This is a genomic window from Cronobacter sp. HA18003, assembly GCF_011605905.1.
Taxonomy (GTDB): domain Bacteria; phylum Pseudomonadota; class Gammaproteobacteria; order Enterobacterales; family Enterobacteriaceae; genus Cronobacter; species Cronobacter sakazakii.
Genome location: NZ_JAANQO010000021.1, coordinates 86,011 through 104,762, shown reverse-complemented (window position 1 = coordinate 104,762; position 18,752 = coordinate 86,011). Strand labels below are relative to the sequence as shown.

Genomic DNA, 18,752 nt, shown 5'->3' with positions numbered 1-18,752 from the left:
AAAAAAGGCCCGCCAGTGCGGGCCTTTTTACAGAACCATCAGTGAGCGCCACCGCCGCCGCCGCCCGCGCCGAAAGGCGGTCTCGCGAACCAGATAAGCCCGAGCAGGACGAGGAACACGCCCGCAGACGCCCAGAAAATCTCATTGGCGGAGATAATCAGCCCCTGGTTGGTAATCTGCTGCGCAATATACCCGGACGCCTGCTGCTGCGTCATTCCCATGCCCTGGAGCTGGTTATACATCTCCTGCGCGTTGGGGTTAAACGGCGTGACCGACTCGGTCAGCTGCGCGTGGTGCATCGATTCCCGGTTGGTCCACAGCGTCGTGGTTATCGAGGTGCCGATGGAGCCCGCGAGCGTCCTTAAGAAGTTCGACAGGCTCGACGCCGCCGCCAGCCGCTCCGGCGGCAGGCCGGAGAGGGTAATAGTAGTGAGCGGCATAAAGAAGCATGCCACCGCGAAGCCCTGAATAAACTGCGGCCATGCCGACGCCCCGAAATCCATTCCCGGCTCAAAGGTATACGCGCGCCAGTAGAAGCACACCGCGTACATAATAAAGCTGAATGTCACCAGGCGGCGCATATCCAGCCGGTGCGCGAAGCGCCCGATAATCGGCGAGAGAATCACCGGGATTATCCCGACCGGCGCAGATGCGAGCCCCGCCCAGGTCGCGGTATAGCCGTAGACCTCCTGCAACAGCTGCGGCAGCAACACAATCGAGCCGAAGTAGAGCATATAGGCAAGACTGATACTCAGACAGCCGATGGTAAAGTTGCGCGATTTAAACAGCGAGAGATCGACAATCGGATGTTCGTCGGTCAGCTCCCAGACAATCAGGAAACTCAGCGCCACCACCGCCACGACCGTTAGCACGATGATTTCGGTTGAGTTAAACCAGTCCAGCTCTTTACCCTGGTCGAGCATCACCTGCAGGCAGCCGATGCCTATCACCAGCAGCCCCAGCCCCACGGCGTCGATGCGGCGCTGCTCGGTGCGGGTTTCACGCCCGCGCAGCGATTGCAGCGTCATCAACACCACGACGATGCCGATCGGCACGTTGATAAAGAAGATCCAGCCCCAGTGGTAGTTATCGCTGATCCAGCCGCCGAGAATCGGGCCGCAGATAGGCGCGACTATCACCGTCATCGACCACAACGCCAGCGCGACAGAACGTTTGGCGGGCGGATAGTTGCTCAGCAGCAGACTCTGAGAGAGCGGGATCAGCGGCCCGGCCACGATCCCCTGAATCACGCGGAAGAAAATCAGCATGTTCAGACTGTTTGAGACGCCACAGGCCCAGGAGGCAATCGCGAACGCGATAGTCGACCAGACGAACAGCTTCACCTCGCCGACGCGCTTCGCAAGCCAGCCGGTCAAGGGAATCGAGATGGCGTTTGCCACCCCGAAGGAGGTTATGACCCAGGTGCCCTGGCTTAACGAGGCACCGAGGTTACCGGCGATCGTCGGGATCGCCACGTTCGCGATGGTGGAATCCAGCACCTGCATGAAGGTGGCAAGCGAAAGGGCGATGGTCATGACGACCAGTTGCGCCCCTTCAAGCGGTTTACGTTGCTGCATACAACCTCCGCCGGTTAACCCGCGTTCGCCTGCACGATATCGTTAATCAGCTTGTTCACCGGCTCCAGCGCGATTTCGCGCGCGTTGCTCTGGTACGCAGGCTCAGAGCGCGTCTGGGTCGCGAGGACGCCGCCGTCGCGATTGGTGGTATCGACTTTCACCAGCGTGGACAGGCCGATGCGCAGCGGATGCTGCTCCAGCTGTTTCGCGTCCAGCTCGATACGTACCGGCAGACGCTGAACCACTTTGATCCAGTTACCGGTGGCGTTCTGCGCAGGCAGCAGGGAGAAGGCGCTGCCGGTGCCCATATCGAGACCGACCACTTTACCGGTGTACTCCACGTCATCGCCGTAGATATCGCTCACCACGGTAGCCGGCTGGCCGATGCGCATATGCGCCAGCTGGGTTTCTTTAAAGTTCGCGTCCACCCACAGGCCGCTCGACGGGACGATAGCCATCAGCGGCGTCGTCGGGCTAATCTGCGCGCCGACCTGAACAGAGCGGCGCGACACATAACCGGTCATCGGGCTGACGATTTTGGTACGCTCAAGCGCAAGCCAGGCGTTGCGCACTTCGGTGGCGGCCTGTTGCACCGCAGGCTGGTCTTCAAGCTTCGTGCCGAGGATCATCGCCTGGTTGGCGTTGTACTGCTGGATAGCGACATCCAGCTGCGCCTGGGCACTGGCGACCGCATCGCGGGCATGCTGCAGTTCTTCACGGCCAATTAAATTCGCGCTGCCGAGCGGCACGCGGCGGTTTAAGTCGCTCTGCGCCTGCGCCAGTGCGGTTTTCTTAACCTCAATATTCGCGGCGTACTGCTTGCTGTTAATCATCAGCTGTCGGGTCTGACGTACGCTTGAGGCCAGTTCCGTTTTCGCTTTCTCAAACGCCTGCTGGGCGTCGGTCGGGTCGAGCGTCACCAGCACGTCGCCTTTTTTCACAAAGTCGGTGTTCTCCACCCAGACTTTGGTGACGCTGCCGGAGACCTGCGCCATGATTTGTACCTGATTCCCGGCCACGTAGGCGTCATCGGTCTCTTCAAAATGACGCACCACTAAAAACCAGTAAACGCCATACGCCACGGCAATAACAACAAAGAGCAAGGTTAATAACAGCAGGGCACCTTTGCGTTTGCCCTTTTTGTTACTGACCGGTTGCTGCGGGGTGGTGTTCTCCGCATTTGCGCTCATGTTTATCTCCACGTTCTTATTGTTGTTGTCGGCGATAGCCGACCTCTGTTGTCAAAAAGGCCAGCATGAACATGCTGGCCTGTCAGTGTAGCGGTTTCCTTGCAACGGCACGTTTGCGAAACGAGCGCTTATCGGCGCGTTAGCGAACGGCCTCAAGCAGCGTATTGTCCTCTTCCATCTGGTCGAGGCGGTCGAGCAATTTGCGGGTTATCTGCTCAAGCTGCTCTTTTTCCTGGCTGTTTAAAGAGGACCAGAGCAGATGCAGGCAGTGATGCTGCGGCGGCAGTACCTGACGTAAGAATTCCTGACCTTTCTCGGTCAACTGAAGATGCAGGCAGCGGCGATCGTTATCGCTTTCACGACGCTCGATCCAGCCGCGTTTTTCCAGCTCATCGGCAATACGGGTGGCGTTCGTGCGCGACGATCCCAGTGCGCAGCTCAGCTCGCTCGGCTGAATGCTGTGATTCTCCTGAGATTCCAGGGTCAGCAACGCCATAAACAATGTCTCGTTAATCCCCTGAGCCTTCAGCATTTTATTGCGGTTTTCCAGCAGCTTGCCCTGCATGTGCATGCACAGGCGAGTCAGGAGAATTTCCTGGTACGGAAAATCCTCATAGCGACTGGCGCGAAATTTAAGCATCTGTTCAATGGGCGTAAACGAACTATCCATTTGGGTATAACCTCATTAATTGCAGCCGATATAATAACGACGGTAACAAATCATGTAAATCTATTATTCAGATGAATCATTAATGGCTACGTTACCGTCATGAGCTTCCGGGCTATTCCATACCCGGAGCGCCCGCCGCCTGCGACCTGGCGGGCAGAATATGAAATCGACGACCCCTGCGCGGTATGCGTATCGGCGAAAAACGGTACGGGTCGGCGGTCGTTCATATAAGCGACAGAAAAGTAAAAAGTGGATTCGGATGATGTCAAACCAGACGGTAGCGAGCACAAACGCGGGATAACAGCCACGGACAAGCCGCTGAAAAATGATGGCAAAGTTTCGCTTATGCTCCCTGCCAGCGAAAATGCGCGAGGAGGCAGGGAGGGGCTTAAAGGTGTGGGTATATCCATATACGTTTTTGATATATTACCGAAGTTAAAATCACTCGAATAAATAACTCCGCATAACCTTAACAGAGTGTTACCGCCCTTAACACCCTTCGCAGGCATTCAGGACGGCAAAGGTGCGACGCAGACCTCACTCTGTCCTGCTATGACGGTGATAGCCGCACCACCACACTACCAGATTTAGTAGGGCGATAATTGCACCTGCGGCGCAGACACCGTTCCATCCCGCGTGTTGCCACGCCGAGGCGGAGATAAGTGAACCCGCCGCGCCGCCAATAAAGTAGCTGGTCATATAACCGGCGGTAAGACGGTTACGGGCGTCCGGGTGGATGCGATAAATCACGCTCTGGTTGGTGATATGTACGCCCTGAACCGTAAGATCGAGCACCAGAATGCCGATGATGAGCACGATAACCGAAAACTGTCCGAACGCCACGGCAATCCACGACAGCAGCAGCAGGACCAGCCCCCAGGTGGTGGTGAGATGCGCCTTGCCTTTATCGACAAAACCGCCTGCCGGACGCGCGCCAAGTGCGCCAGCCGCACCCGCGAGACCGAACAGTCCAATCACGCCGTCTGAGAAATGAAACGGCGCGCCCGCCAGTAAAAACGCCATCGATGTCCAGAGAATGCTGAAGTTGGCGAAGGTGAGGCAGCCGAGCAGCGCGCGGGTGCGCAGCAGTTTATCGCGGGTAAACAGGCGGAAGATGGAGCCGAGCAGTTGCGGATAGTTAAGCGTACTGGTCTGCCTGACGACAGGCAGGCCGCGCCAGAGCGCCAGCGCCATAACGGCCATCAGCACCGTCGCGACCCAGTACACCGTGCGCCAGCCGCCAAGATTCGCCAGCGCGCCGGAAACGGTACGCGCCAGCAGAATGCCGAGCAGCAGGCCGCTCATGATGGTCCCCACGACCTTACCGCGTTTTTCCGGCGCGGCGAGCGTGGCGGCAAGTGGCACCAGGATTTGCACCACGACGGAGAACAGGCCGGTCAGCGCGGTGCCCAGAATCATCATCGCGAGCGTATGGCTGCTCGCGGTGATAAGCATCCCGGCGGCCGCCAGCAGCGTCATCACCACGATCATGCGGCGGCGTTCAAACATATCGCCGAGCGGCACCAGAAAAAGCAGCCCGAAAGCGTAGCCGAGCTGGGCGGCGGTGACGATAAAGCCCGCCTGGTTAGCGGTAATGGCGAACGCATGGGCGATGGTGTCGAGCAGCGGTTGAGCATAGTAGTTGCTCGCGACCACAAGCCCGGTAGCGACGGACATCAGTACCGTCAGCGATGTGCTAAGTCCTTGAGTCTGTTTGGTCATAATGGTTCTGTATTGTTATCCAGATAGGCGGGAAAACGCTTGCCGAAAGCCATTATGATAACGGAACCGCATCGTAGCGCCAGAATGTTGGGGATTTGTTAAGTGTCGGATTGTGCGTTTTGGCGCGGTGGGTGCGCTTCGCTTACCCACCCTACATTGAAGAAGCGACTCCATTTGTAGGGCGGGTAAGCGAAGCGCACCCGCCGTTAAAAAAACACCCGCCGGGTGGCGGGTGTTATCTCTCATCGCAAAGCGCTTACTTCTGCGCGGCCAGCGCTTCCTTGATCCAGCCGTCGAACTGCTGCTGGTGGGCTTTAATCCAGCCATCCACATGGCTTTCGATATCCGCCTCGCTCGCTCTGCCGCTGTGCATCATCGCGTTCTGGGCGTTGATATCGGTAATCGGCAACTTCATTACCGCGAACAGCTTCGCCGCCGCCGGGTTCTTCTCCGCCCAGGCTTTGTTCGCCACAATGTGCATCGTATTCACCGGGAAGCCGAAGTTATTACCGTTTGAAAGTTTAGTGTCGATATCCTTCTGCTCGCCCGGCAGGGACGAAAATGGCACCTGCAGCCACACCACATCTTTACCCGGCTTCAGCACATCGCTCACCCAGTACGGCGTCCAGGTGTAATAGAGCACCGGTTTACCTTCTTTATAACGCGCAATGGTATCGGCCATCATCGCCGCGTAGTTGCCGTGGTTCACGGTCACGGTGTTTTGCAGGCCATACGCCGTGTTCTGATGGTTAATCACCGCCTCGCAGCCCCAGCCAGGCGTACAGCCCATCATGTCCGCTTTGCCGTCGCCGTTGCTGTCGAACAGCTTCGCGAGTTTCGGATCTTTCAGCTGCGCGATATTGGTAATGTGATACTTCTCGGCCGTTTTACGGTCAATCAGATACCCCTGCGCCGCGCCCGTCACATAGGTGCCTTCACGGTAAAACTTCTTGTCGCCGCCTGCGGCCGCGTACATATCGTCATGCAGCGGCTGCCAGTTCACGGCGGTAAAAGTAGCGTCGCCGGAGGCAATCGAGGTGTAGCCGACGTTGTAATCCACTTCGCTGGTTTTATTCACGGTATAGCCGAGCTTCTCCAGCGCGCGGCTCACTAACCGTGTCTGAAAGCTCTCTTCGGAAATTGTGCTCTGCACCGGCTGGACGGTAATGCCTTTGCCGGGCAGGTCGGCGGCAAAGGTGCTGGTGGTAACGAGTGTGGCAAAGGCTGTGGCGAAAAGAACAGAATGTCGCATCGTTATTCCTTTTATTCAGATGAGGGAAAGCGGGCGGCCTGCGCCGCCAGCGCTTTATTTGATGAATGGACGGGTGATAAAACCAAGCGGGCCGCTGGCATACCAGCGACGGTTGCCGCGGCTGCGGGCGTCACGGCCCACGGCCTGCGTCAGCCGGTCGAGAATAATGGCGAGGATAACAATCCCTACGCCGCCGACCGTGGCAAGCCCCATGTCGAGGCGGCCAATACCGCGCAGTACCATCTGGCCCAGCCCGCCGACGGCGATCATCGAGGCGATCACGACCATAGAGAGAGCCAGCATCAGCGTCTGGTTAATTCCCGCCATAATGGTGGGCATGGCCAGCGGCAACTGTACTTTAAACAGCATCTGGCGTGGGCTGGAGCCGAACGAGCGCGCCGCTTCGATAAGATCTTCCGGCACCTGGTTAATCCCGAGGATCGTCAGGCGCACCACCGGCGGCAGGGCGAAGATAATCGTCACCACCACGCCCGGCACGTTGCCGATGCCAAACAGCATCACAATCGGCACCAGATAAACAAACGCGGGCGTCGTCTGCATCGCATCCAGCAGCGGGCGAATAATTTTCGCCGCGCGCGGGCTTCTCGCCAGCCAGATCCCAAGCGGCAGACCAATCACGACGCAGAACAACAGCGCGGTCAGCACCAGCGCCAGCGTCACCATCGCCTGCGACCAGGCGCCGATTGCCCCGATGAGGATCAGCGACACCAGCGTCGCAACACCCATACCCACGCCGGAAATCTGCCAGGCGATCAGCGCGAAAAGGATAATCGCGACAGGCGCGGGCATCCCCAGCAGCAGCTGCTGGAAGGCGTTCAGGATGTAATCCACCGGCACGCGAATGCCCTGGAACAGCGGGCGGAAGTGCGTCACCACCCAGTCGATGCCTTCCGTTACCCAGCGGTCGAGCGGAATCAGCGTGTTATGGAACGGATCCATAATGTTGAAATGCTCGGGTGCAGGCGCGGGCGCGCTGTTCAGCCAGTCGGTAGAGCCGCTCTCCGGCGCAGGCGTCGGGCTGCCCCAGGCGTCTGCGCTGCTGGCGCTGTTCGCGGCGGCATCCGCGCTGCCGGTATCCCACGGATTTTGCGTCTGGTCAGTCATGGGTGGCCCCCTCGCGATCTAAAGCTTTCAGCAATACCCCTTTTGAGATAACGCCCACATACTGTTGTTCGTCGCCGACGACCGGGACGGCACACGGCGCGAGCCCAACCGGTGAGAGCAGTTCGCTTAACGGCGTATCGGCGCTTACCGCCGCGGGTGTCTCCAGCAACGCGCTGTCCAGCCCCTGGCCTGCCGCCAGCGCCGCTTTCAGGGAATCGACCGAGACGGTGCCGACAAAGCGGTTGCCGCGCTCGACGACGTAGCCAAATTCACGGTCTTCATCCTGCAACAGCTTGATGGCCGAGCGCGGGCCAAAGCCTGGCGTTTTACGCAACAGGCCCGCCGGGCTGCGGCGTGCGATATCTTTCGCGCTAAAGACCTGGCTGATATCGACACCGCGGAAAAACGTGCGCACATAATCGTTCGCCGGATTATTCAAAATTTCATCCGGCGTGCCGACCTGTACCACTTCGCCGTTTTGCATAATCGCAATACGATCGCCAATTCGCATGGCTTCATCCAGGTCATGGGAAATAAACACGATGGTGCGCTGGTGGCGCGACTGAAGCTTAATTAATTCATCCTGCATTTCGCTGCGAATTAACGGATCGAGCGCCGAGAAGGCTTCATCCATTAACAGGATGTCAGGGTTAATGGCCAGCGCGCGCGCAAGCCCGACGCGCTGGCGCATTCCGCCTGAAAGTTCATCAGGATACGCGTGGGCGTAATTCTCAAGCCCGACCTGGCGCAGAGCGTCAAGCGCTTTTTCCTGACGCTCTTTCAACGGCACGCCGGCTAATTCCATGCCGAAGGCGGTATTATTTAAAACCGTCATATGCGGCATCAGCGCAAATGACTGGAATACCATCGCTATCTTTTTCTTGCGCACCTCGCGCAGCGCGGCGTCAGATATTCTGGCGATATCCTCGCCGTCAATCAGCACCTGACCGCGGGTGGGTTCAATCAGGCGATTGAGAAGGCGAACCATAGTGGATTTACCCGAGCCGGATAACCCCATGATCACAAATATCTCGCCTTCTTCAATGGCCAGAGTGGCGTCTTTTACGCCGACAGACAGCCCGGTCTTTTCCAGTATTTCGGCTTTTGAAAGCCCTTGTTCAATATATTTAAAGGCCCGCTGTGGGTGCTCTCCAAATATTTTATATAGATTCTTAATTTCTAATTTAATTGCCATGCAATAGCGTGAGTCCTGTTATATTTTGCCGTTAAGATGATTCCTGCAGGAAATAGTTACCGGGGCATACCCTAGCATACTGAGATTCTGAGACAACCCTCAATTTCCGCAATGTGAGGTGAATTGCGTCGCCGAATGGCGATTATTTCCCGCTATTGCTGGGCTGAGCGGCAATGAATGAAGTGTGATATTTTTGCGGCCAGGTGTCGAAATGGCGGGTGAATCGGCGTGATTCACCCGTGAGAGTCCGGAAATAGCAGTCAGGAATGTCGCAGAGATATTTTCGTGGATTTTACAATTTTGCAGCAAATAATTCTGCGAAATTTATAGCAATTATTTGCGCCTGAGGGCGAATTAAAAATCCCAGTCTTCGTCTTCGGTTTCCACCGCTTTGCCCATGACATAAGACGAGCCAGAGCCGGAGAAAAAGTCGTGGTTTTCATCGGCGCCGGGGGAAAGCGCGGCCAGAATCGACGGGTTCACCTGCGCCATTTCCGGCGGGAACAGCGCCTCGTAACCGAGATTCATCAGCGCTTTGTTGGCGTTGTAGCACAGGAACGCGCTGACATCGTCCACCCAGCCGACGTCGCGATACAGCGCTTCGGTGTACGCAAGCTCGTTATCGTAGAGTTCCATCATCAGATCCAGCGAGAAAGTTTTGAGCGATTCGCGGCGCGCGTCGTCCACCTGCGCCAGTGCCTGCTGATATTTGTAGCCGATGTAATACCCATGCACCGCCTCGTCGCGAATGATAAGACGAATCAGATCGGCGGTATTGGTGAGCTTGCCGCGGCTCGACCAGTACATCGGCAGATAAAAGCCGGAGTAGAACAGGAAGGATTCCAGAAACACGCTCGCGATTTTCTTCTTCAGCGGATCGTCATCGCGATAGTGCGCAAGGATAATCTGCGCTTTGCGTTGCAGCGGCGCGTTCTCTTCACTCCAGGCGTAGGCGGCGTCCACGTCCGGCGTCTGGCAGAGCGTGGAGAAAATTGAGCTGTACGAGCGCGCGTGTACCGCCTCCATAAAGCTGACGTTTGAGAGCACCGCTTCTTCGTGCGGTGTCAGCGCGTCGGCCATCAGCGCGGGCGCGCCCACCGCGTTCTGAATGGTGTCGAGCAGCGTCAGCCCGGTAAAAACGCGGATGGTCAGCTGCTGCTCGCCGGGCGTTAAGGTCTGCCAGGCCGGAATATCGTTTGAGAGCGGCACTTTTTCCGGCAGCCAGAAGTTGCTGGTGAGCCGGTTCCACACCTCCAGATCTTTCTCGTCCTGAAGTTTATTCCAGTTAATGGCGCTAATACGGCTTAAACGGATCATGGTGTTTCCTCACAGGGCGCAGGAGACGCAGCCCTCAATTTCGGTGCCTTCCAGCGCCAGCTGGCGCAGTCGAATGTAATAGAGCGTCTTGATGCCTTTCTTCCAGGCGTAAATCTGCGCTTTGTTGATATCGCGCGTGGTGGCGGTATCCGGGAAAAAGAGCGTCAGCGACAGCCCCTGATCCACATGGCGCGTCGCCTCGGCATAGGTATCGATGATCTTCTCGGGGCCGATTTCATACGCATCCTGGTAGAGCGACAGATTCTCGTTGGTCATAAACGGCGCGGGGTAATAGACGCGGCCGATTTTGCCTTCCTTGCGGATTTCGATTTTCGAGACGATCGGGTGGATGCTCGACGTCGCATGGTTGATATACGAGATAGAGCCGGTCGGCGGCACCGCCTGGAGGTTGCGGTTATAGAGCCCGTGACGCATCACGTCGTCGCGAAGCGCGCGCCACATCTCTGGCGTCGGCAGCGTAATGCCCGCACGCGCGAATAATTCTGCGACCCGCGCGGTGCGCGGCGTCCATATCTGCGAGAGGTATTTGTCAAAGTACTCGCCGCTCGCGTAGCGCGACGCTTCGAACCCTTCAAACCGCTCGCCGCGCTCGCGCGCCAGTTTCATCGACGTGTTCAGCGCATGCCAGGTGACGGTATAAAAATAGAGATTGGTGAAATCGAGCCCTTCCGGCGAGCCATAAGCGATGCCTTCGCGCGCCAGATAGCCGTGCAGGTTCATCTGCCCAAGCCCGATGGCGTGGGATGCGGCGTTACCCGCTTCAATCGACGGCACGCTGCGGATATGGCTCATGTCAGACACCGCCGTCAGCGCGCGTACCGCCACCTCCACCGTCCGGCCGAAATCGGGCGAATCCATGGTATGCGCGATATTCAGCGAGCCGAGATTGCAGGAAATATCGTGGCCTGTGGTCGCGTAATTGAGGTTTTCATCAAACGTCGAGGCGCTGTTAACCTGCAAAATCTCCGAGCACAGGTTGCTCATGTTAATGCGCCCGGCAATCGGGTTGGCGCGGTTCACCGTATCCTCAAACATGATGTACGGATAGCCGGATTCAAACTGAATCTCCGCCAGGCGCTGGAACAGCTCGCGGGCGCTGATGTAACGCTTGCGGATACGCTCGTCTTCCACCAGTTGTGAATACATCTCACTGACGCTGATATCGCCGAACGGCTTGCCGTAAATACGCTCCACGTCATAGGGCGAAAACAACGCCATCTGCGCGTTGGCTTTCGCCAGCTCAAAGGTGATATCGGGGATCACGACACCGAGCGAGAGCGTTTTGATGCGGATTTTCTCATCGGCGTTTTCACGTTTGGTATCGAGAAAACGCAGGATATCCGGGTGATGCGCGCTCAGATAGACGGCCCCCGCGCCCTGGCGCGCGCCGAGCTGGTTGGCGTAAGAAAAGGCGTCTTCCAGCATTTTCATCACCGGGATAACGCCGGAGGACTGGTTTTCGATGCGCTTAATCGGCGCGCCCGCTTCCCGCAAATTCGAGAGTGAAAACGCCACGCCGCCGCCGCGTTTGGAGAGCTGGAGCGCGGCGTTTACCGCGCGGCCGATAGACTCCATATTATCTTCAATGCGCAGCAGGAAGCAGGAGACCAGTTCGCCGCGCTGCTTTTTCCCGCAGTTCAGGAATGTGGGCGTGGCGGGCTGGAAGCGGCCGCTTAAGATTTCATCGAGGATCTGGCGCGCCAGCGTTTCATCGCCGCAGGCGAGCGTCAGCGCCACCATGCAGGCGCGATCCGGGAAGTGCTCCAGATAGCGCTTGCCGTCGAAGGTTTTCAGCGTGTAGCTGGTGTAAAACTTCCATGCGCCGAGAAACGTTTTAAAGGTAAAACCGTAGCGGTGCGCCTCATCAAACAGGCCGGCAACGAAGCTGGCGTCGTAGCGTCTGAGCACATTCTCATCGTAATAGCCTTCGCTTACGAGATACGCCAGACGCGCGTGGGTGTCGGGAAACGTCACCGAGCGCGGTGCCACATGCGCGGTCATAAACGCCGCCACCGCCTCGCGGTCTTTCTCAAACTGGATGCGTCCGTCGGCGTCGTAAAGGTTGAGCATCGCGTTCAGCGCGTGATAGTCCGGCGGCGTTTGCAGCACGGCATCGCCGGTTAATGTTGTCGTTGCCAAAATTCGCTCACTCCCTTACGCACGTTATCGATATCTTGCCCGGTGCCCATCAGCTCGAAGCGATAGAGAAACGGCACCTGACATTTATGGGCGATGATGTCGCCAGCGCGACAAAACCCTTCGCCGAAATTACGGTTGCCTGCGGCAATCACCCCGCGCAGCAGCGCGCGGTTGTGTTCATCATTAAGAAACCGAATCACCTGGCGCGGGACGGCACCGGCGGTGCCGCCACCGCCGTAGGTTGGTACCACCAGGATGTAAGGCTCGTCTGCCCGTAGCCGCTCGCGGTCTTCCAGCGGAATTCGCGCCGCCGGCAGCCCCAGACGCGCGATAAACCGGTGGGTGTTTTCCGAGCGGCTGGAGAAGTAAATGAGCCTGGTCATGCGTTCGCCGCAAGGGAGTCCGCGCGCAGGCGGTTAATCATGTCCGGGCGAAAACCACTCCAGCTCAGGGAATCGGTCATCACGACCGGTAACTGGCGAAAACCCTGCGCGCGCAGCGTGTCGATGGCTTCCGGCTGCTCGTCGAGATTGATGGTGTCAAACGCGATCCCGCGGCTTTCCAGCGCGCGTTTAGTGGCGTGACACTGGACGCAATCATTTCTTGTGTAAATAGTTATGCGCATGATTCGTATTCTCATCAATAGATTAAGATCCCCACAGCGAGGCAGTGAAGATTGGGGTTGTCTGATAAGAAAGATACTAGATGTAGTTATAATAAGTTTCAACTACGCAATATATAGGGTTTATGGAGAAAGGCGTGTCAACGCCGCGCAGACGCAGGCAGGACGCCATTCAGGCACAAGAAAGATTTTTGAGAGGAAGAAGGGTAGAGAAGAGACTTACAAGACGCCGTTCCCCGGCAGCGCCGGGGAAGAGGCATTGAACCGTGCTTCAGAGGTTAGCGGCGGGTAATCAGCAGCGCGCCGAGGAAGATCCCGACCGCTGCGCCGATACCCAGGCTGCTCAGCGGGCGCTCGCGCACAAAGGTGCTCGCGCAGCTGACCGCGTCACGGGCCGCCTGAGAAACCTGGCTTCTCCCGTGCATACGGGCGCGGGTTTCGCGCAGCAGCGATTCTGCTTTACGGCGCGCCACGTCCGCTTCGCCTTTGGCATCGCTGCCCCAGGATTTGAGTACGCCTTCCAGCGTATCGGCAAGGCGGCTAATGTCCTGGTTAATCTCATCCACACCAGCGTTCACGTCACTACGGGTATTTCGGTTAAACATAACGCTCTCCCTTTTGTGTTTACTTAATAACAGTATAGAACAAAATGTGAGCCGTCTCGGCGCGTGGGGCCGTCAGGAGGCGTTTCTGGACTTTTCCGAAAGCCCTGCTATTCCTCCTAATGTAAGGTTTCCCCGCAGCTGAAGCAGATGAGGAAAATTTATGTATTTACGACCCGATGAGGTGGCGCGCGTCCTGGAGAAAGCCGGATTTACCATGGATGTGGTAACGCCAAAAACTTATGGTTATCGTCGCGGCGAGAATTATGTCTATGTGAATCGTGAAGCGCGGATGGGGCGCACGGCGCTGGTTATTCACCCGACGCTCAGGGAGCGCAGCCAGTCGCTGGCGGACCCGGCTTCAGAAATGAAAACCTGCGATCACTACCAGCAGTTTCCGCTGTGGCTTGGCGGGGACGCGCAGGAGCATTACGGCATCCCGCTGGGATTCAGCTCCCGCATGGCGCTGGAGCGTTATCTGAACGGCTTATTTGGCGAACCGCAGTAAACCGTCCCTTCTCAGGCCTGCGCGCTGACCGGCGCAGCGGGGCTTACCCGGAACAGACGGCGGCAATAATCGAGGAAATACCCGTAGGCCGCCCCCATCATCATCGACACCACAATATTGGAGCTTACCGCGGTAATAATCTGCGGGATATCCGCGCCGACAAACAGCAGGATGGCGGCGTACACCGGCGACTGAAAAGTAATATAGGCGATAACATCTGCCAGATTTCTCACCAGGCGGCCCTTACCCACGCGCGCGGCAAGGCGCATCACGGCGTCACGGTAAAGGCCATACGGCCAGGCAATCACCATATTGACCGGGATCGCCACCAGGCGTGACGAGAGCGATTGTTCGAAGCTCATTCCTGAGACGAATATTTCAATCATCATCCCCACGACGGAGCAATACACTACCATGGCAAACGTGTCCGCTACGGCGTGACGCAGGCGAGAATGCGGCGAAAACATCGAATTAAGCTCCTGGCTCATCAACAGGGAAAACGGGAAGGTAAAGGCTATGCTGGCGATATGCCTTGCATTTTGCGTTGATGATAGAGTATATGGCTGGCTTATTGCTTTCAATTAGCGATAAATTTTTATTTATTGCCGCTTTGTCCATAAAATCCTCTGTAAATTCAAAAACGTGCGGCGCTTCGCTATTTTTTCGCGCCCGTTATCATTTTTATATTTAATTTCAATGAGTTATTTTTTTCTCTGGCAAACGTATTGCTCCGCCTGCGGCAGAGAATTTTTTGCCAGGCGTTTTTGGGTTTATCGTGGAGTTTTCCATAGCGTCTGCGTGAAAATGGCAGATTTTTATGCTGATCTGGCGTGAGGTACAGGCAGGTGCCATGAGAGGGATTTATCGGTGCGATGAATATGATTAGCCCGCCGTAAAACAGGTTTAACCTTTATTCAGCCCAACTCTGTGCGTGCTGTCGGATAATGCCCGTCATGCTTTCTACGGGGATTAACTATCATCATGGACGCCATTAACGACGTGTTATATCAGGTTGAACGGGGCATTATGGCGCTCGTTCGTGAAGGGGATTTGCGCAAAAAATTGCGGCGATTCTGGTTTGAATCGCTTATCGACATATCGCCCGCCGCACTGCCAGAAGCACTACAGCGCGAGCTGCATATGCTTCGTGCGCCTTTCAGCGCTGTGCAGGCACGCCCGGTCGCGCTGTGGAGTGAGAACGAGGTTCAGCAGTGGCTTAAAGCTGTCCTGGGGTTTTATCACAGGCTTAGTGAACAGGCGTTCAGAGAGAATGCGGGGCAGAAAATGTAAGGCGGATGCACTTCGCTTATCCGCCAGACATAAAACCGAAGGAGTGGGTAAGCAAAGCGCACCCCGCTACCGCACTCACAACCGGCGCGGCCGCAGATCAACACACCCCGAAATCGCCGTCTTCTTTATACAGCGCCACATCGGCGGCTTTCAGCGTGACTTTCTCGCCCTGCTCGTCATCCGGGCGCACCGCGACAATCTGATCGCCATGCACTTCGATCACTTTAAGTTTGGGGCCGCCCAGACGCGGTTGAACGATATCGCCTGCTGCAAACATCATGACCTCCTTTATTCATAGGGTTTCTGTAACAGTAGCCCACCACCGCGTTCACCGACAACCGCAATCCCGCGCTTTGTTGGCAAAATGTTAATAACTTATCTTCTGTATAGCCGCGTTAGGCCAGGTAAAGTCCTGTATGGCGGGTGGCGCTTTGTCTTTCAGCGACTAAACTTAATAAAAATAAGTCACTTACAACACCTGCAAAAAACTACAGGAGTAACTATGGGATTCTGGAGAATCATTTTTACCATCATTCTGCCGCCGCTTGGCGTACTGCTGGGGAAAGGTGTCGGTGGGGCGTTCCTTATTAACATCCTCCTGACGCTGCTGGGCTATTTCCCGGGGCTCATCCACGCCTTCTGGGTGCAAACCAAAAACTGATCCCTCTTTTAAGAAACCCGCTATGGCGGGTTTTTTTATGCATGATTTTTGCCCGCCATTTTCCCGTTTCAACCCTACTGCGAAACCGCTCACGATTTAACCGCTGTGTTGCATTTTAATTGCATACAAAACGTGCGGATTTACTCACGCTTAACAATATTTTAGCGAATGAACTGTTTTAATCGAAACTTTTGCCGATAACAGAGGGGCAGAGAGGCGTTTTTCTCTGAATAACTTGAAAAATAGAGATAAAAAGAGGCCACCATGGGGATCCTGTCAACATTAATCACGGGTCCAGGACGGACATTTTCGGCGCAAAGCCCCCGTAGCGGTGTGTATCGCTGTAATAAATTACCTACATCGTTACGTGACGCGGGCGTGCCGGATAAGCCGGGCATCTTGATGGTATTTGTACCGCCCAACGCGGATTTTCATGCTGTCAGTCAGGTCTGGCAGCGCTTCGCCACGCCGGAACGCACCGTACTGGTGCTTTCCTCCACCGGCACGCTGTGCCAGCAGGATAAAGCGACGGTCTATTGCTCGCTGGAGAGCGACGAGGGGAGCTGGCTGCTGCTGCCCAAGGGGCTGATCGGCCGCCACGAAGTGCATTCTGTCGATCTTCATACCCGCATTCCGGGCGCGGTACAGCGCGTGCAGGCAATTTCACGCGATCTCAGCGCACTCGACGTGAAGATGTCGTTAAGCGCTGACCGCACCTTTGCAATGATTTATTGCGATGGGCTCGCCGCCTCGGAAGGGTTCCTGATGCAGGCCTGGTATAAATCCGGGCGTTTCCCGTGCCTCGCGGTTGGCGGGGCGGCGGGCGGCAAGCTCGATTTCAGCGGCACCTGGATGAGCGTCAATGGCCGGATGATGGATGGCCGCGCGATTGTCATCCTGTGTGAAATGGCACCGGGTAAATCTTTCGCGCCGTTTAAAAGCCAGAACTTCCAGCCGACCGACAAAAGCTGGCTGGTGGCGCAGGCCGATCCGGTCGCGCGTACCGTCACGTCGCTGTTCGACGCAAAGGATCATCAACAGCCCATTACGTCGTATCTGGCAAGCCAGCTCAACTGCAAACCGGATCAGCTGGCGCAGGCGCTGGAGGGGTATACCTTCGCGGTAAAAGTAGGCGATGACTTCTTTATTCGTTCCGTGGCGCAGATAGAATCCTCACAGATCCGTTTCTTCTGCGATCTGGAGTTTGGCGACAGGCTGTATCTGATGAAAGCGACCGATTTTGTCGCGCACACGGAGCACGACTGGCAGGCGTTCACGCGCCGTTACGGTAAACCGTCCGGAATGCTGCTTAACGACTGCGTACTGCGCCGGATGAACAACCTGGCAACGCTGCCGCGCGCCGATTTCTTTCGCAAGATCCCGGCGGCGGGCTTCTCAAGCTTTGGTGAAATTCTCGGGGTGCCTATCAACCAGACGCTCTCCGCGCTGGTGTTTTTCGATAAGCCCAATCAGGCGATGAGCCAGTTCCCGGTGGAATACGCGGCTTACGCGGCACACTACGCGCAACGCACGCTGCGCCGCTGGGAGGCGATGCACCGTATGCAGTCGCAGGTGATTGAGCAGGTCATCAGCTATCAGCAGGAGCTGTCGCCGCTGCTCTCCACGCTGCCGCTGCTGGAGCACGCGACGACGCAGCAGACCGAGACGCTGGATATCGCGCAGGGGAATATCCGCTCTATGAGCAGCGCTGCGCGCGACACCCGTGACGCGCAGGACAGGCTGGAGCAGGGCTTAAGCGATCTGGAAACGATTTCGGCCGGGATCACCAAAATCACCAGTGGGATACGCTCTATCGCCGATCAGACCAACCTGCTGGCGCTCAACGCCGCGGTGGAAGCCGCGAGAGCCGGGGAATCCGGGCGCGGTTTCGCGGTTGTGGCAGGCGAGGTGCGCCGTCTGGCGCATCTGTCACGCGAGCAGGCGGAGGCAACGGCGCACAGCATCAACGAGTCTGTTGAGACGATAGCGCGTATTCGCCAGGTCACCACGGAAACGGTCAGCGCGACCCAGACTATGGCGGACCGCAGTATCGAAGCCGCGGATCGTATCGCCTCGATGAGCGAGCAGACCAGCGAAGAGCGCGAAAACGTCGCCCAGAGCCTGAGCCGCCTGAAAGTCGTCGCGAAAGGGATGGACGCGATGCAGGAGGCGGTCGCGCAACTGCGCACGTTGCAGGAGCTGGCGAAGTAAATTTAAGTCCGTTCTGAAAAGCGCGGTGTTTATATAAAAGCGGGACGGGATAACACCCTCTCGCTTTTTTTATCGGTTTCTTAGGCGGGTGTTACTCTTCTTCGCCTGGCGGGGCGGGAAGGCGTTATTCACAAAACGCGTAAAACCGGGTGCTATTTTCCTCTAATCCAGCTTTACATTGATTCGCGCTATCCGGCACCTTTAATTCAACGGTTTTAGAGGTGTTTTCATAACGGCATACCAGCCAGAGCGGTAAACCCATTTTCTTTGCGTAAGACTGATACTCTTTCAGCGTCCAGACCATGCGGTTGTCATTATCAGGCATCAGCTCGCCCTGTTTTTCCGGCGGCCCCTGAAAAAGGCTGGCATCATTTAAACGGTGCGTGATTAACGCATTCGGTAACGTGTTCGGGCATGTTATTTTTTCGGCACAGGCAGCGCCAGAAAAGATAAATAAAGCCGTACTCAGCAGTAATTTTTTATTCCACGACATAATAATTATCCCTGTTGTTTTCCGCGCGCGGCGCATGCCGGAAATAAATTGTAAGCTGGCTGACAGGGCGGGTGGAGTGATTGTTGGGTAGTTGTTTTCTGAATTTTTATCCTTGAGAGTGAGTTAATATGTTGTAATAATGAGTTCACATTTCACT

At 56.5% G+C, this 18,752-nt stretch carries 19 protein-coding genes; 4 read left to right on the top strand and 15 right to left on the bottom strand.

Going from position 1 to position 18,752, the window contains the following annotated elements:
- Positions 1-38: 38 nt before the first annotated feature.
- The 12 genes from emrB to G6041_RS11620 all read right to left on the bottom strand — a co-directional run bounded on the left by emrB (position 39) and on the right by G6041_RS11620 (position 13,435).
- Positions 39-1,577 (bottom strand): multidrug efflux MFS transporter permease subunit EmrB, encoded by a 1,539-nt coding sequence (emrB, locus tag G6041_RS11675; protein WP_004386444.1) that lies wholly within the window; start codon positions 1,575-1,577, stop codon positions 39-41.
- Positions 1,578-1,591: 14 nt separating this feature from the next.
- Positions 1,592-2,767: a multidrug efflux MFS transporter periplasmic adaptor subunit EmrA gene (gene emrA, locus G6041_RS11670; protein ID WP_012123951.1), complete on the bottom strand. Its 1,176-nt coding sequence runs from the start codon at positions 2,765-2,767 to the stop codon at positions 1,592-1,594.
- Positions 2,768-2,906: 139 nt separating this feature from the next.
- Positions 2,907-3,437 carry a transcriptional repressor MprA gene (gene mprA, locus G6041_RS11665; RefSeq protein ID WP_004386446.1) on the bottom strand — a complete coding sequence of 177 codons (531 nt, stop codon included), beginning with the start codon at positions 3,435-3,437 and terminating at the stop codon, positions 2,907-2,909.
- A 537-nt stretch (positions 3,438-3,974) separates the two neighbouring features.
- Entirely contained in the window at positions 3,975-5,159 is a 1,185-nt protein-coding gene (locus G6041_RS11660) for an MFS transporter (protein ID WP_012123952.1), read from the bottom strand.
- A 256-nt stretch (positions 5,160-5,415) separates the two neighbouring features.
- Positions 5,416-6,411: a glycine betaine/L-proline ABC transporter substrate-binding protein ProX gene (proX, locus tag G6041_RS11655; protein ID WP_007894633.1), complete on the bottom strand. Its 996-nt coding sequence runs from the start codon at positions 6,409-6,411 to the stop codon at positions 5,416-5,418.
- A 54-nt stretch (positions 6,412-6,465) separates the two neighbouring features.
- Positions 6,466-7,536, bottom strand: coding sequence for a glycine betaine/L-proline ABC transporter permease ProW (gene proW / locus G6041_RS11650; protein WP_012123953.1), 1,071 nt, complete (start codon positions 7,534-7,536; stop codon positions 6,466-6,468).
- On the bottom strand, positions 7,529-8,731 hold the full coding sequence (gene proV, locus G6041_RS11645; RefSeq protein ID WP_012123954.1) for a glycine betaine/L-proline ABC transporter ATP-binding protein ProV: 1,203 nt from the start codon (positions 8,729-8,731) through the stop codon (positions 7,529-7,531). Before proV ends, proW begins: the two co-directional genes overlap by 8 nt.
- Positions 8,732-9,085: 354 nt before the next feature.
- Positions 9,086-10,045, bottom strand: a complete 960-nt coding sequence (nrdF, locus tag G6041_RS11640) for a class 1b ribonucleoside-diphosphate reductase subunit beta (protein ID WP_094301137.1) — start codon at positions 10,043-10,045, stop codon at positions 9,086-9,088.
- Positions 10,046-10,057: 12 nt separating this feature from the next.
- Positions 10,058-12,178 carry a class 1b ribonucleoside-diphosphate reductase subunit alpha gene (gene nrdE, locus G6041_RS11635; protein ID WP_012123956.1) on the bottom strand — a complete coding sequence of 707 codons (2,121 nt, stop codon included), beginning with the start codon at positions 12,176-12,178 and terminating at the stop codon, positions 10,058-10,060.
- A gap of 11 nt (positions 12,179-12,189) precedes the next feature.
- Positions 12,190-12,591 (bottom strand): class Ib ribonucleoside-diphosphate reductase assembly flavoprotein NrdI, encoded by a 402-nt coding sequence (nrdI, locus tag G6041_RS11630; RefSeq protein ID WP_007870329.1) that lies wholly within the window; start codon positions 12,589-12,591, stop codon positions 12,190-12,192.
- Positions 12,588-12,833 (bottom strand): glutaredoxin-like protein NrdH, encoded by a 246-nt coding sequence (gene nrdH / locus G6041_RS11625; protein ID WP_004386455.1) that lies wholly within the window; start codon positions 12,831-12,833, stop codon positions 12,588-12,590. Before nrdH ends, nrdI begins: the two co-directional genes overlap by 4 nt.
- 275 nt (positions 12,834-13,108) lie before the next feature.
- Entirely contained in the window at positions 13,109-13,435 is a 327-nt protein-coding gene (locus G6041_RS11620; protein WP_004386456.1) for a DUF883 family protein, read from the bottom strand.
- A gap of 160 nt (positions 13,436-13,595) precedes the next feature.
- Between G6041_RS11620 and G6041_RS11615 the strand changes: the two genes are divergently transcribed.
- The gene (locus G6041_RS11615) at positions 13,596-13,940 is read left to right on the top strand and encodes a DUF2002 family protein (protein WP_004386457.1); all 345 of its coding nucleotides are present in this window, start codon (positions 13,596-13,598) and stop codon (positions 13,938-13,940) included.
- A gap of 11 nt (positions 13,941-13,951) precedes the next feature.
- On the opposite strand, the gene G6041_RS11610 is transcribed toward G6041_RS11615, so the two are convergent.
- The gene (locus tag G6041_RS11610) at positions 13,952-14,407 is read right to left on the bottom strand and encodes an L-alanine exporter AlaE (protein ID WP_004386458.1); all 456 of its coding nucleotides are present in this window, start codon (positions 14,405-14,407) and stop codon (positions 13,952-13,954) included.
- Between the two features lie 514 nt (positions 14,408-14,921).
- Between G6041_RS11610 and G6041_RS11605 the strand changes: the two genes are divergently transcribed.
- The gene (locus tag G6041_RS11605; RefSeq protein ID WP_012123961.1) at positions 14,922-15,230 is read left to right on the top strand and encodes a hypothetical protein; all 309 of its coding nucleotides are present in this window, start codon (positions 14,922-14,924) and stop codon (positions 15,228-15,230) included.
- Between the two features lie 97 nt (positions 15,231-15,327).
- On the opposite strand, the gene G6041_RS11600 is transcribed toward G6041_RS11605, so the two are convergent.
- Complete coding sequence (locus G6041_RS11600; protein WP_004386460.1) at positions 15,328-15,507, bottom strand: hypothetical protein; 180 nt, start codon at positions 15,505-15,507, stop codon at positions 15,328-15,330.
- Positions 15,508-15,732: 225 nt separating this feature from the next.
- On the opposite strand from G6041_RS11600, the gene G6041_RS11595 reads away from it, so the two are divergent.
- Positions 15,733-15,891, top strand: a complete 159-nt coding sequence (locus G6041_RS11595) for a YqaE/Pmp3 family membrane protein (RefSeq protein WP_004386461.1) — start codon at positions 15,733-15,735, stop codon at positions 15,889-15,891.
- Positions 15,892-16,224: 333 nt separating this feature from the next.
- Positions 16,225-18,102: a methyl-accepting chemotaxis protein gene (locus G6041_RS11590; protein WP_041460395.1), complete on the top strand. Its 1,878-nt coding sequence runs from the start codon at positions 16,225-16,227 to the stop codon at positions 18,100-18,102.
- 124 nt (positions 18,103-18,226) lie between these two features.
- Here the strand turns inward: G6041_RS11590 and G6041_RS11585 are convergent, their stop codons facing one another.
- Positions 18,227-18,595: an STY0301 family protein gene (locus G6041_RS11585; protein WP_041460396.1), complete on the bottom strand. Its 369-nt coding sequence runs from the start codon at positions 18,593-18,595 to the stop codon at positions 18,227-18,229.
- Between the last annotated feature and the right edge of the window lie 157 nt (positions 18,596-18,752).

Coding starts and splice junctions, on each gene's coding strand:
- proW (WP_012123953.1), bottom strand. CDS start 7,536: ATGACTGACCAGACGCAAAATCCGTGGGATACCGGCAGCGCGGATGCC.
- nrdH (WP_004386455.1), bottom strand. CDS start 12,833: ATGCGCATAACTATTTACACAAGAAATGATTGCGTCCAGTGTCACGCC.
- emrA (WP_012123951.1), bottom strand. CDS start 2,767: ATGAGCGCAAATGCGGAGAACACCACCCCGCAGCAACCGGTCAGTAAC.
- G6041_RS11600 (WP_004386460.1), bottom strand. CDS start 15,507: ATGTTTGCAGCAGGCGATATCGTTCAACCGCGTCTGGGCGGCCCCAAA.
- proX (WP_007894633.1), bottom strand. CDS start 6,411: ATGCGACATTCTGTTCTTTTCGCCACAGCCTTTGCCACACTCGTTACC.
- proV (WP_012123954.1), bottom strand. CDS start 8,731: ATGGCAATTAAATTAGAAATTAAGAATCTATATAAAATATTTGGAGAG.
- G6041_RS11620 (WP_004386456.1), bottom strand. CDS start 13,435: ATGTTTAACCGAAATACCCGTAGTGACGTGAACGCTGGTGTGGATGAG.
- G6041_RS11615 (WP_004386457.1), top strand. CDS start 13,596: ATGTATTTACGACCCGATGAGGTGGCGCGCGTCCTGGAGAAAGCCGGA.
- G6041_RS11585 (WP_041460396.1), bottom strand. CDS start 18,595: ATGTCGTGGAATAAAAAATTACTGCTGAGTACGGCTTTATTTATCTTT.
- G6041_RS11660 (WP_012123952.1), bottom strand. CDS start 5,159: ATGACCAAACAGACTCAAGGACTTAGCACATCGCTGACGGTACTGATG.
- nrdI (WP_007870329.1), bottom strand. CDS start 12,591: ATGACCAGGCTCATTTACTTCTCCAGCCGCTCGGAAAACACCCACCGG.
- G6041_RS11605 (WP_012123961.1), top strand. CDS start 14,922: ATGGACGCCATTAACGACGTGTTATATCAGGTTGAACGGGGCATTATG.
- emrB (WP_004386444.1), bottom strand. CDS start 1,577: ATGCAGCAACGTAAACCGCTTGAAGGGGCGCAACTGGTCGTCATGACC.
- mprA (WP_004386446.1), bottom strand. CDS start 3,437: ATGGATAGTTCGTTTACGCCCATTGAACAGATGCTTAAATTTCGCGCC.
- G6041_RS11595 (WP_004386461.1), top strand. CDS start 15,733: ATGGGATTCTGGAGAATCATTTTTACCATCATTCTGCCGCCGCTTGGC.
- G6041_RS11610 (WP_004386458.1), bottom strand. CDS start 14,407: ATGTTTTCGCCGCATTCTCGCCTGCGTCACGCCGTAGCGGACACGTTT.